This is a genomic window from Marinobacter shengliensis (genome assembly GCF_003007715.1).
Classification (GTDB): domain Bacteria; phylum Pseudomonadota; class Gammaproteobacteria; order Pseudomonadales; family Oleiphilaceae; genus Marinobacter; species Marinobacter shengliensis.
This window is the reverse complement of sequence record NZ_PXNO01000007.1, coordinates 88592-101042: the sequence shown is the minus strand read 5'-3', so window position 1 is coordinate 101042 and position 12451 is coordinate 88592. Positions and strand designations below refer to the sequence as shown.

Sequence of the window (12451 nt, the reverse complement as noted above, 5' to 3'; positions counted from 1 at the left end):
TCGGGCGGGGTCTGATTCAGCCGGTTTTACTGGCCAGGCTGCATCATCTGCTGTTGCTGCTGCATCTGCTGCTGCATTTCACGCATGCGACGATCCAGCTCATCACGCTGTTCTTCAGTGAATACCGCATCTACGCGGGCCTGCATCAGTGCAGACAGCGCAGCGATCTCGCCCGTTACATCACCCAGCTTCTCGGCATTATCCCGAATGGCAGATTCGCTGTAGTCCGCCTTGATTTCAGCCTGCAGTGCCTGCTGCAGTGACTGGGCATTCTGACGCAGCGCACCAATTTCGCCCTGCATTTCGTCGATGATGCCGCGAATTTCAGTTTGCTGGTCATCAGACAAACCCACCATCTCGGCCAACTGGTCTACCTGGTCAGGCTGGCCAGGGGCGGCTTGCTGGGCAAAGGCAGGCATTGACAGGCTGATGGCCACCAAAGCAGAACCAATAATTTTTGCAATCTTCATAAATGTCTCCAAATGGCCGGTGGCCACGCTCTAACCACCGGATTTCGTTGCTTTCACTGTTCAAGGCTGTACACACTAAAACATTCCGGCCCCACTTTTCACCCCGATCACCCTTCTTTTTGTACACACTTCCGAAAAAAACTCCGTCGGCTCCCGGCACACGGGGGTCGCAGCGACTATGAAAATTTGGTCATTCCCCTGCATAATGGCGCCTTTAAACAGCGAGCGGAGCACACACCATGGCGATTAACTGGTTTCCCGGGCACATGCACAAGGCCCGAAAGGAGATCAAAAAAGTCATGCCTCAGATGGATCTGATCATCGAGGTAGTCGACGCGCGCATTCCTTTCAGCAGTGAGAACCCGCTGGTGCCCTCGCTTCGTGGTGACACCCCGCTGATCAAAATCCTGAACAAGCGTGATCTGGCTGATCCGGCGATCACCGATCAATGGCTTCAGTGGCTGGAGCAGGAACGGGGCGTTCGTGCCATCACCCTGACCCATAACGAACGTAAGGAAGCGTTGGGTATCCTCAAGCTGGCCGAGGAACTTACCCCCGGCCATGATCGGCAGAAAAGCGCGCTTCGGGTGATGATCCTGGGCATTCCGAACGTTGGCAAGTCCACCCTGATCAACACCCTTGCCGGCCGGCCCGCCGCCAAGACCGGCAACGAGCCGGCGGTTACCCGGGCCCAGCAAGCCATCAAATTGCCAGACAACATACTGCTCTATGACACGCCAGGCTTCCTCTGGCCCAAGCTGTCCCCGGAACAGTGCGGTTACCGGCTGGCCATTTCCGGCGCCATCCGCAGCGCCGTGCTGGACTTCGAGGATGTGGCGATGTTTGAGGCGGACTACCTGGTCAAGTCCTACCCGGAACTGGTGATGGCCCGCTACGGTCTGGAACAGCAACCGGCCGATGGCCTGGCGCTGATGGATGCCATTGCCGCGAAACGAAAGTTCTTCCGCCGGGGCGGTGTGCCAGACCTCCACAAAGTGTCGGAGATCCTGCTCAATGAATTCAGGGCCGGAACCATCGGCCGGATTTCCCTGGAAACACCTGAGATGGTAGAGAGAGAACTTCAGCAGGCCCGGGCCGATGAAGAGGCCAGGGAAGCCGAGAAGCAGGCCCGTACCGAGCAACGCAAGAAGAGGTCGTCCTGAGCGAATACCCACCGTTTGGCCACCGGCCCGGTTAGACTAAAGCCTTCTTAAAATCCACGCATAAGACTAGACTCTTTTGCTATACTTGATTTTAATCAATGTGTGAGAATCCAGATGTTTCAGCATTGTCGCCCATGGCGGTCCGCTAAACTTTGAGCGTATCCGGATTGGCCATGGTCTTGCTTCCTGAGCAGGGGCAATCCTTGCCAACCAGGAATGAGGACGGCTGCGCATGACCGCAGCCTGATATGGATCTACCCGGATGGTTCGTCAATATGGCCCAGGCAATTCGACTTCACCAAGTGTCTCCCCTCAAGGCGTCCTGCCAGCAGTGCAGCCTGAGCAACCTGTGTCTTCCCCTGGCGGTGGAAGAAAACGATCTGGAGCGATTGGAAGACATTGTCCAGCAGGGGCGGATTTTCAATCGCGGCGAGCACATCTTTGATCAGAGCACGCCATTCCGCTCGTGCTTTGCGGTCAAGAGCGGTTCCATCAAAACATCCATCATTACCGAAGGTGGGGACGAGCAAGTGACGGGCTTCTTTATGCCCGGCGAACTGGTGGGCCTCGACAGCATGAGCAGCGAACACTATGCCTGTACCGCGAAAGCCCTGGAACGCACCAGTGTGTGCGAGTTCCCGGTAGACAAACTGGAAGAACTCACCGGCAAGCTGCCGGAACTGCAGCACCACATGTACCACCTGATGAGCCAGGAAATCCAGAACAGCCATCAACTGGCCATGCTGCTGAGCAAGAATACCGCCGAAGAGCGCATCGCTGCCCTTTTGCTGTCGCTGTCCAGCCGGTTCCGCCGTCGCAGAATGTCGCCCACCAACTTCAGCTTGCCCATGGCGAGAAACGATATCGCCAATTTCCTGGGGCTGGCCGTGGAAACCGTGAGCCGGGTGTTCACCCGCTTCCAGAATCAGGGCATCATCCGGGCCAAGGGCCGGGAAGTGGAACTTCTTGATGTTGAAGCCCTGCAGATGGTCACCCGGGATTTCGCTCGCCAGGGCTGCCAGCAGTAAGCCCGGGGACCAACAGCGCCGGCGGCTTCAGGAGCTCGCCGGCGCCTTGTCTGGTTCTGCTTCAGGCGTCGTTTTCAGCATCGCCACCTCTTCCGACAACCACGTTCGCCAAGGCAGCTGCTTGATGCCAAAGGTATTGCGAATCTTGCTGCACACCATGGTGGTATTCACCGGCTCCAGATGCCCCCACTCGGGCACTTCGTCCACGATCCTTATGTCTTCGGGAATACCGGGCATCCCGGCAATTGCCAGCCCCAGCTCATAAAGGTTGATCTCTTCAGCCCCGGCGTACTGATAGGTGCCCCATACCTCGGCACCACAGTCGACCTGCAGTACTACGGCGGTAATCACCCTTGCCAGATCCTGCACGGCCACCGGCTGACCCTTGCAGCGCCCTGGCAAATAAAGCCCTTCATTTCCGGCGGTGCTTTTCTGGACCTTCTCGATAAACCGGGCGAGGCTCCAGCCGGTTCTGAGCAGGATGTGCCTGGGCAATACGGTGCGAAGCGCCTGCTCACACTCCCATTGCCAGCGGCCCAGTTCATTGACTGGTTGCCCGGGATTGGAGGCAATGTAAGCCGCCTGTTTGCGGCCATCAAAGACGTAACAAGACGACAGCTGTAACAGGGCCATGTTCCGGTCACGGGCAAACTCCGCCAGCGCCAGGGGCAGGGAAAACGCCGCCTGGTGCGTTGCCTCGCGATTATCCTCGGCCTTTTCGGGGTCTACCAGCCACAGGGCATTCACAATCAGGTCAGTGTCTTCAGGAATCCAATTCTCCAGAGCATGCAAGTCGGCATTGGCCGGGTCGCTGACCAGTAACGGGCTGACGTGGAGATGGGTTCTTCGCAGCCGCTCCAGCAACACCCTGCCAAGAGGGCCATAGTCGTGAACCACAAGTACATGCACGTTGAATCACTGCCTCCGGAATATCACTGATATGACGGGCGCTGGCAATCACTCAGGCCAATGGCCCGGGCAATCCATTTGCTGCACTATCATGCAACTTCAGGCGCCGGTGTAAAACCAATTCTCACTGACGAGCATACAACAACAGGAACCTCTATGCTGAAACAACAAAGCCATATCGTGGCCCCCATCCCGGACGAACTGCGCTCCCGGGCCCTGTATACCGTAAGCGAGCTCAAGGGGCGCGGTAAAGCCGATAAGGAAGCCATCGAAAAGCTGTACAACCTGATTGTCGAGCTGACTGAACAGGGCCTGGATTTCTTTTTCCTGGAGCCCCTGAGGCGCCTGAATGCCAGCAGCATGATGATGGGCATGGCCAAAATGGGCATCAGCAGTATGCTTAAAGGCAGCAAGATGGTTGTTCACAAAGTGCTGAAAAAGCTCGATGACCGGAGCCTGGCGGCGATTCTCGACTTTATCGAAGAAATCATTCACGAACCTGAAGCGCACTGAACCCGCCAAATGCCCATCGGGTCCCGCGTTCACACGCAGACCCTGGGCACCCTTGCAGTAACGCCGGTCAGCAGTTCGTAACCTATGGTACCGGCACAGCTTGCCACTTCGTCAACGCTGACCGTCGTACCCCACAGTTCCACCGGATCGCCTTCACGGGCCTCTGGTGCACCTGTCAGGTCGACTGCCAGCATATCCATGGATACCCGGCCCAACAGGCGAACGCGCTTGCCACGAATGGCTGCCGGCGTTCCGGTACCGGCATGGCGAGGATAACCATCACCATACCCGATGGCCACCATACCCATTCGGGTATCCTCCTGAGCCACCCAGCTTGCACCGTAACCCACGGATTCTCCGGCGCGGACAACCCGCGTGCTAATCAATGGCGCCTCAAGAGTCATCACAGGCTGCAACCCCAGCTCCGGGCCGGTTTTGCCGATCATGGGTGAGGCCCCGTACAACATGATACCGGGCCGGCTCCAATCGTAGAGGGGCTGGTCCGGGCGAAAATGGGCCGCAGAATTGCCCACACTGCGCATTAACGCTGGCCAGGCAGCCGTGGCGTTCTCAAACAAACGGGTTTGATGATCGGTCATATCGCTGGTGAGGTCATCAGCACAGGCGAAATGGGTAACAAACCCCAGCAATGGCCCCGTCGTCGCTGACGGCCCCAAGGCGGCAACCACGGAATCCAGTTCTTCCGGGCGAAACCCCAAACGGTTCATGCCAGAGTTCACTTTCAGCCAGAATCGGGGGTTTGGGCCCGCAGCCAGCCAGTCAAGTTGCCCGTGGCAATGCATCACGGGCTCAAAACCATGCTGTACGCAATCACGCAAGTCGTCAGGGGTATGCACGCCCTGCAGCAACACGACGGGCTGCCCGAGGCCGGCGCTCCGGATTGCCAGCGCTTCCTCAATACAGGCTACGGCAAATTTTTCGACCTCGCCGGCCAGGGCCCGGGCAACGTTAACAATCCCGTGGCCATAACCATCCGCCTTGACCACTGCCATGGCACGCGCGCCACCGGCCCTGGCCTGAGCCAACCGATAATTATGCCTTAGAGCATCCAGGTCAACGCGGGCAACGGTACTGCGTGGCATTAATAATCACCACCGTAATCGCTGTAATCGCCGTGGGCCAGATCTTCAAACTTGGTGTATTTACCGATGAACGCCAGGCGAATGGTGCCGATAGGACCATTCCGCTGCTTACCAATAATAATTTCCGCGATGCCCTTATCCTGGGTGTCTTCGTTGTAGACCTCATCCCGGTATACGAACATGATAACGTCGGCATCCTGCTCGATCGCACCGGATTCCCGCAGATCCGAGTTCACCGGCCGCTTGTTGGGCCGCTGCTCCAGGCTACGGTTAAGCTGTGACAGCGCCACCACCGGGCAGCTCAGCTCCTTGGCGATACCCTTCAGGGATCGCGATATTTCCGAAATCTCTGCCGTCCTGCCCTCGGTATTGCCAGGCACCCGCATCAACTGCAGGTAGTCGACCATGATCAGGCCGATTTTGCCGCCATTTTCCCTGGCAATCCGCCGTGCCCGTGACCGCATCTCCGTCGGGCTCAGGCCCGGCGTATCGTCAATATAGAGGGGTTTGTCCTTGAGCAGGCTCACCGCAGAGGTCAGCCGAGGCCAGTCATCTTCCTCCAGCTTACCGCTCCGGACTTTGGTCTGGTCTATCCGCCCCAGGGAAGACAGCATACGCATGGCCAGAGCGTCTGCCGGCATTTCCATACTGAACACCAGTATCGGCGTGCCGGTACTGATCAGAGCGTTCTCGACAATGTTCATGGCGAAGGTGGTCTTACCCATGGAGGGCCGGCCTGCAACGATAATCAGGTCCGCTGGCTGCATACCGGAGGTCTGGTCATCCAGATCCCGGAAGCCTGTGGTCAAACCCGTGGTCTGTTCACCGGATTCAAACAGCTCTTCAATACGGCTCAGCGTTGTCGCCAGAATGGGATTGATTGCCTTGGGGCCAGAGCCTTCCTTCGACCGGGATTCGGCGATCTGGAATACGCTGCGCTCGGCCTCGTCCAGAATCTCGCTACTCTTTCGCCCCTGGGGATTGAACGCAGAGTCGGAAATCTGGCCAGAGACCTCCACCAGTTTTCGAAGCACCGAACGCTCACGGACAATCTCGGCATAGGCACGGATGTTCGCCGCACCCGGCGTTTTCTCTGCCAGCTCGGCCAGATACGACAAGCCACCGGCATCTTCAATGTCACCGGCACGCTCCAGAAACTCGGCCAGGGTAACCACATCCAGGGGTTCACTTTCACTGGCGAGGCGCTCCACGGCACCAAAAATCAACCGGTGGTCCTGGCGGTAAAAGTCAGCAGCAGAAATGATCTCGGAGACTTCATCAAAACGCCGGTTATCCAGCATCAAACCACCGAGCACCGCCTGCTCCGCTTCAACAGAATGGGGCGGAACCTTGATACGGCTGGTTTCCGGATCAATGGATGCAGGTTTCAAAGTGGGATTGGCCATAAACACCAGACAACGTTGAATTGAATAACAGGAAACAAGAATACCAGAAAGCAACGGGCCCGAAACCGTTTCCGGCTCGGGCCCGTCTCAGAATGCTCAAGCCGTTGGCTTCAACACTCCATGCTTACATCAATCAACGATGACCGATTACTCGGCAACAACCGCCAGCTTGATGGTTACTTCTACGTCTGAGTGCAGCTGCAGTTCGATCTCGAACTCGCCAGTGGTCCGGATAGGACCTTCCGGCAGACGAACTTCGCTCTTCTCGACTTCCGTGCCACCGGCAGAAACCACGTCTGCGATGTCACGAACACCGATAGAACCAAACAGCTTGCCTTCGTCACCAGCCTTGGAGGTAATGGTGAAGGATGCACCTTCCAGAGCTTCGGCACGGGCCTGGGCAGCAGCCAGCTTCTCAGCAGCCGCTTTTTCCAGCTCAGCGCGACGCTCTTCGAACGCCTGTACGTTTGCGGCCGTGGCAGGAACAGCTTTGCCGTACGGCAGCAGGAAATTACGACCGTAACCGGCCTTAACCTTTACCTTGTCACCCAGGGAGCCAAGGTTTGCTACTTTCTCGAGCAGAATAACTTCCATCTCGTTAACCTCTTCGTGCTTTATTCAGCTGGCCCGGCGGGTTGTATACGCCCCCGGATATCCAGCCAGCTATCCACAAAAGCCAGAACCAATAACAGCAACATCAGACTCGGACCCAGCAATACCAGCGCCAGATAAAACATGGCCAGCCAGTTACCGCTCAACTGCTTACGACCAACAACACCGTGAACCAACCCCAGCGCAGCGATGAACAGCGGCGTACCCGCTGCCCAGGCCAACAGCATGGAATTGAGCCCCAACACCGGGCCAATCACCATGGTGAGTGCACAAACCACCGCAATGGCCGGCGACAACCTCAGGGCATGGAATTCCTTGCGGAATCCGCCGGGGTTATAGAGCCCCGCCTGCCAAGCCCTCGCCAGCATGGTCATACCAATCGCTGTCGCGAAGTAGGTGCCTGCCATACTGGCGTTCATGGTGTCCCGGATGATCAGCTCAAGATCGCTGCCCAATGACCGGGCCACTTCGGCGTTGTACTGCTCGTAAAAGCTGACACCGGTCTGAACCAGATCGTTCAGCAGTGCCGGATACATGACGGGCAACATCAACCCGCTCAATATCGCCAGAAAAGCACCCGACAACAGTGCTTTCTCCCAGGCCAGGGTTGTTCGCAGGATGGATGCCATCAGCATCACCTGCAGCAGTACCACCAGTGACGTTGGATCCTGGCCGTAAACGGCCCAGCCCAACGCCGGCATTAATGCCCAGAGGCCGATATTCAACCCCTGCCGGATGCCCAGTCTGAGAATGACCAGGCCAATAACCGCTGCGCCAATCCAGAACAACAGGGGCACTGCAGTGGTAACTGCTGCAACCCCGCCAGCCTGCAGGGGACCGCGCATTACATATTGTGCCAGTGCACGCATGGTCCCGGGTCCTGTCTATCTGTGCTTAGTGGTCGTGGCTGTCCGTATACGGCAGCAGTGCCAGGTAGCGGGCACGCTTGATAGCGGTAGCCAGCTGACGCTGATAACGTGCTTTGGTGCCGGTAATACGGCTGGGCACGATTTTGCCGGTTTCAGTGATGTAGCCTTTCAGGGTGTCCAGATCTTTGTAATCGATCTCTTTCACACCTTCTGCCGTGAAGCGGCAGAACTTACGACGTCTGAAAAAACGAGCCATAACGTAACTCCTAACTCCGGTTGATTACTCTTCTTCGTCCTGGGATGCGCTCTGACGATCTTCAGAGTCAGCTGAACGACGCGGACGATCGTCTCCGCCGGAACGACGGTCCTCACGGGACTCGGCAGCTTTCATCGGAGACATGTCGGTAACAGCCTCATCGCGACGCAGAATCAGGTCACGGATGATGGCATCGTTGAACCGGAAGTTATGAGTCAGCTCGTCCATAGCGGCTTGTGAACACTCAGCGTTCATCAGCACGTAGTGAGCCTTGTGAATCTTGTTGATCGGGTAAGCCAGATGACGACGGCCCCAATCTTCCAGGCGATGTACCTTGCCGCCATCTTCAGTGATGACGCTGGTATAACGCTCGATCATTGCGGGCACCTGCTCGCTCTGATCCGGATGTACCATAAAAACGATTTCGTAGTGACGCATGAGTTCTCCCTACGGTTTAAACAGCTTTCTTCTGCGGCGGGCGCGGTTAAGCCCCGTTCCCGAGCACGAAAGCAAGGAGGTGACAGCAAAGCTGCCGGCTTCTTTTTGCTTTTATCAACAAGGCCTTAAATATAAAGACCCGATCAAAAGCCAGGTTCTGCCTGCCTGCATTCAGGCAATACAAAACCACCCCTTGGAAAAGGGGTCACGTATTCTAGGCGTATGGGCGGTGTTGTGCAAGACTTAACCGAGCCGCTGGCGCAGGGCTTCATACAGGCAAACTCCGGTCGCCACCGACACGTTCAGGCTATCGACATGCCCCAGCATGGGAATGTTGATCAACTGGTCGCAGTGTTCCCGGGTTAAACGGCGCATACCCTTACCCTCGGCGCCCATCACCAGGGCCACCGGCCCCTTGAAGTCTGCCTGATACAGGTTTGCACTCGCCTCTCCGGCCGTACCAATCAGCCAAACGCCGAGTTCCTTGAGCTCGCGCAGGAAGCGAGCCAGGTTGGTCACCCGAACAAACGGCACGGTCTCCGCTGCACCACAGGCAACCTTTCGGGCCACCGGGGTCAGCGAAGCGGATTTGTCCTTGGGCACAATCACCGCCTGCACTCCCACGGCATCTGCCGTACGCATACAGGCACCGAGGTTGTGCGGGTCGGTCACCCCGTCCAGCACCAGCAGGAATGGTGGTTTGCCACTGGCGGCCAGCTGGGCCAGCAAGTCCGCTTCGGTCCACTCACGGCTTTCCGCCACGGCGGCAACAATACCCTGGTGAACACCGGCGACCCGCTCATCCAGCTCACGACGATGCACCACTTTCCAACGCACACCCAGGCTATCCAGGGTGTCGGTAACCGATTTAACCCGCTTATCCTGCCGCCCGGTCTGAATCCAGACTTGCTGCAGGCGCTCCGGTTCCCGTTTGAGAACGGCATCGACGGCATGCCAGCCAAATACATATTCCTGTGACACTGACGCTTATTTCCTGTGCAACGGTTTACTTTCGGGGCTTACGGGCTTTACCGCCGGCAGAGGGCTTACCCCTTCCACCTTTTCGGGACGCCGCCCTGGCCGCCTCGGCTGCCAGCTTCTCCTTGGCACTCTCGGGCTTGCCAGATTTACCGCGCTTTCCACCCTTTCCGCCCTTACCGGCACGATCACCTTTACCGCGGGTCTCGCGTTTGGACATGTCCAGGGCGTCACGATCTGCTGTCCGCTTTCTGGGCGTACTGACCAGCTCCAGATCGATCTTGCGATCTTCCAGGCCCACCCGAACAACCCGAACGCGAACCTCATCCCCTAACCGGAAGCTCACCGCGGTGCGCTCACCGATCAGGCGGTGCTTGGCGGAATCGTGGTGAAAGTAATCGCCACTGAGGGTGGACACGTGCACCAGCCCCTCAATATAGATATCCGACAGCTCAACGAAGAAACCGAAGGGTGTGACGGCCGCAATCACACCATCGTGCTCCTCGCCCACGTGATCCCGCAGGAACTCGCACTTGAGCCAGGCCATCACGTCACGGGTGGCATCGTCGGCACGGCGCTCAGTCATCGAACAATGCTCACCCAGCTGCTCCATACGAGCATAGTCGTAGGGATACACGGCCAGCTCAGGATCGTGGATTTTCGGCGACACCACGTCTTTCTGAACGTCCGGATTGTGAATCCGGGACTTGATGGCCCGATGAACGATCAGGTCCGGATACCGGCGAATGGGCGAGGTAAAGTGGGTATAGCTGGGAAAGCCCAGACCAAAATGGCCGGCTTCTTCCGGACTGTATACCGCCTGGCTGAGGGAGCGCAGCATCACCATCTGGATCACATTGGCATCCGGACGGTCGGCAACCTGGGCCAACAGCTGCTGGTAATCCCCGGAGGTTGGTTTGTCACCACCCCCTAACTGCAAACCGAGCTCACCCAGGAACAAGCGCAGGTTATTCAGGCGTTCCTCAGAGGGCCCATCGTGCACCCGATAAAGCGCCGGCACCTGATGTTTTTTCAACAGCCGGGCCGTGGCCACGTTGGCGCAGAGCATGCACTCCTCTACGATTTTGTGGGCATCGTTGCGGTGCACCGGCACGATTTCCTCAATCTTGCGCTCGGCATCAAAAACGATTTTGGTCTCGGTGGTCTCGAAATCAATCGCCCCACGCTCAGTCCGGGCACGGCGTAGCAGCTTATAAAGCTCATAGAGGTTATGCAGATGCGGCAGCAAATCGGCGTAATGGGCCGACAGCTTGTAGCCCTGCTCCGAGTCCGGGTGCTCCAGCATGGCACTGACCTTGTTATAGGTCAGCCGGGCATGGCTGCGCATAACCGCCTGGTAGAAGGTGTAGCCACTGATATTACCGGCTGCGCTGATGGTCATATCCGCCACCATACACAACCGATCGACACCCGGGTTCAGTGAACACAAGCCATTGGAGAGCTTCTCCGGCAGCATGGGCACCACGTGGTCCGGGAAGTACACCGAGTTACCCCGACGAATCGCCTCCTCATCCAGCGGCGAGCCAGGGCGTACATAGTGCGACACATCCGCAATGGCCACGACCAGCCGGTAACCGCCACGGGGCCGGGGCTCACAGTAGATGGCGTCATCAAAATCACGGGCGGTTTCATCATCAATGGTGACCAGTCGCATGTTGCGGATATCCACCCGGTTCGCCTTGTCTTTCTCGGCAACCTCTTCGGGAATGCCCGCCGCCTGCTCGCCCACGGCGGTTGGCCAGCTGTGTGGAATCTCGTAAGAGCGGATTGCTACGTCGATTTCCATCCCCGGAGCCATATGCTCCCCGAGAACTTCAACAATACGCCCTGTTGGCTGGGTGCGCACGGTGGGCTGGCGCAGAATTTCCACCACCACGTACTGGCCGTGCACAGCCTTACCGGCGTGCTCATCCGGCACCAGAATCTCGTGATTGATGCGGGCATTCTCGGGCACCACAAATGCAATGCCACTCTCCTTGAAGAAGCGACCAACCGTCTGACTGGTGCGATGCTCCAGAACCTCGACAATTACCCCTTCACGGCGACCACGATCATCCACGCGGTCCACCCGGGCAGCCACCCGGTCACCATGAAACACCTGGCGCATCTGGCGCGCGGTGAGGAACAGGTCTGAGCCGCCGTCATCGGGAATCAGGAACCCGAAGCCATCTTTGTGCCCAGTCACCTTACCCGTGACCAGATCCGCCTCTTCAATGGGCAGGAACGCATCCCGGCGGTTACAGATCAACTGGCCATCACGGCACATGGCAATCAGCCGTCGCCGCAACGCCTCGATACCTTCCTCGGACGTTTGCCCCAGTTCCTGGCACAACGTTTCATGAGTGGCCGGCGCACCGCGCTCTTTCAGGTGCTTGAGAATAAACTCCCGGCTCTGGATGGGGTTTTCATACTTCTGGGCCTCACGTTCAGCGTGAGGATCCCGTCCTTCTTTCTTCCTGGAAACCATTCGGATCCTTGTTATCAGGCCGCAAACACTGCGGCGGAATTCATTATTCCAGCAGTATAACGTCGGTAGGCGGTACCTGCCTAACCGCGGGCTGATTTATAGGCATAAATACGGCAAAAAGATTTTTGAAAAAATATTTGACAGCGTTCGGGGGAATTATTAAAGTACGCGCCATCGGTTGAGGGGCAACGCCTCAACACCGGCAAAACGCTAGGTTT

13 protein-coding genes are annotated in these 12451 nt (G+C 57.6%); 3 read left to right on the top strand and 10 right to left on the bottom strand.

Annotation, left to right across the window (positions count from 1 at the left end; translation table 11 throughout):
• Positions 1 to 26: 26 nt before the first annotated feature.
• Positions 27 to 470 carry a Spy/CpxP family protein refolding chaperone gene (locus tag C7H10_RS01700; protein WP_106693646.1) on the bottom strand — a complete coding sequence of 148 codons (444 nt, stop codon included), beginning with the start codon at positions 468 to 470 and terminating at the stop codon, positions 27 to 29.
• 239 nt (positions 471 to 709) lie between these two features.
• Between C7H10_RS01700 and ylqF the strand changes: the two genes are divergently transcribed.
• Both ylqF and fnr read left to right on the top strand, forming a co-directional pair.
• Complete coding sequence (gene ylqF, locus C7H10_RS01695; RefSeq protein WP_106693428.1) at positions 710 to 1633, top strand: ribosome biogenesis GTPase YlqF; 924 nt, start codon at positions 710 to 712, stop codon at positions 1631 to 1633.
• 275 nt (positions 1634 to 1908) lie between these two features.
• Positions 1909 to 2661 (top strand): fumarate/nitrate reduction transcriptional regulator Fnr, encoded by a 753-nt coding sequence (gene fnr, locus C7H10_RS01690; RefSeq protein ID WP_058092256.1) that lies wholly within the window; start codon positions 1909 to 1911, stop codon positions 2659 to 2661.
• A gap of 27 nt (positions 2662 to 2688) precedes the next feature.
• On the opposite strand, the gene C7H10_RS01685 is transcribed toward fnr, so the two are convergent.
• Complete coding sequence (locus C7H10_RS01685; protein ID WP_106693426.1) at positions 2689 to 3570, bottom strand: sugar nucleotide-binding protein; 882 nt, start codon at positions 3568 to 3570, stop codon at positions 2689 to 2691.
• Between the two features lie 156 nt (positions 3571 to 3726).
• Between C7H10_RS01685 and C7H10_RS01680 the strand changes: the two genes are divergently transcribed.
• On the top strand, positions 3727 to 4083 hold the full coding sequence (locus C7H10_RS01680; protein ID WP_106693425.1) for a hypothetical protein: 357 nt from the start codon (positions 3727 to 3729) through the stop codon (positions 4081 to 4083).
• A 29-nt stretch (positions 4084 to 4112) separates the two neighbouring features.
• On the opposite strand, the gene alr is transcribed toward C7H10_RS01680, so the two are convergent.
• From alr to rnr, 8 genes are all read right to left on the bottom strand, one after another.
• A complete protein-coding gene (gene alr, locus C7H10_RS01675) occupies positions 4113 to 5186 on the bottom strand; it encodes an alanine racemase (RefSeq protein WP_106693423.1) in 1074 nt (357 codons plus the stop codon).
• Entirely contained in the window at positions 5186 to 6592 is a 1407-nt protein-coding gene (gene dnaB / locus C7H10_RS01670) for a replicative DNA helicase (RefSeq protein ID WP_058092235.1), read from the bottom strand. The genes alr and dnaB overlap by 1 nt, the downstream gene beginning before the upstream one ends.
• A gap of 147 nt (positions 6593 to 6739) precedes the next feature.
• Positions 6740 to 7186, bottom strand: coding sequence for a 50S ribosomal protein L9 (gene rplI, locus C7H10_RS01665; protein ID WP_058092236.1), 447 nt, complete (start codon positions 7184 to 7186; stop codon positions 6740 to 6742).
• A gap of 20 nt (positions 7187 to 7206) precedes the next feature.
• Positions 7207 to 8073, bottom strand: coding sequence for a hypothetical protein (locus tag C7H10_RS01660; RefSeq protein WP_106693421.1), 867 nt, complete (start codon positions 8071 to 8073; stop codon positions 7207 to 7209).
• 25 nt (positions 8074 to 8098) lie between these two features.
• Positions 8099 to 8329: a 30S ribosomal protein S18 gene (rpsR, locus tag C7H10_RS01655; RefSeq protein WP_008937282.1), complete on the bottom strand. Its 231-nt coding sequence runs from the start codon at positions 8327 to 8329 to the stop codon at positions 8099 to 8101.
• Positions 8330 to 8353: 24 nt separating this feature from the next.
• Positions 8354 to 8767, bottom strand: coding sequence for a 30S ribosomal protein S6 (rpsF, locus tag C7H10_RS01650; RefSeq protein ID WP_061333280.1), 414 nt, complete (start codon positions 8765 to 8767; stop codon positions 8354 to 8356).
• Positions 8768 to 9010: 243 nt separating this feature from the next.
• A complete protein-coding gene (rlmB, locus tag C7H10_RS01645; RefSeq protein WP_058092239.1) occupies positions 9011 to 9748 on the bottom strand; it encodes a 23S rRNA (guanosine(2251)-2'-O)-methyltransferase RlmB in 738 nt (245 codons plus the stop codon).
• Positions 9749 to 9773: 25 nt separating this feature from the next.
• Positions 9774 to 12233, bottom strand: a complete 2460-nt coding sequence (gene rnr, locus C7H10_RS01640; protein WP_106693420.1) for a ribonuclease R — start codon at positions 12231 to 12233, stop codon at positions 9774 to 9776.
• Positions 12234 to 12451 lie beyond the last annotated feature (218 nt).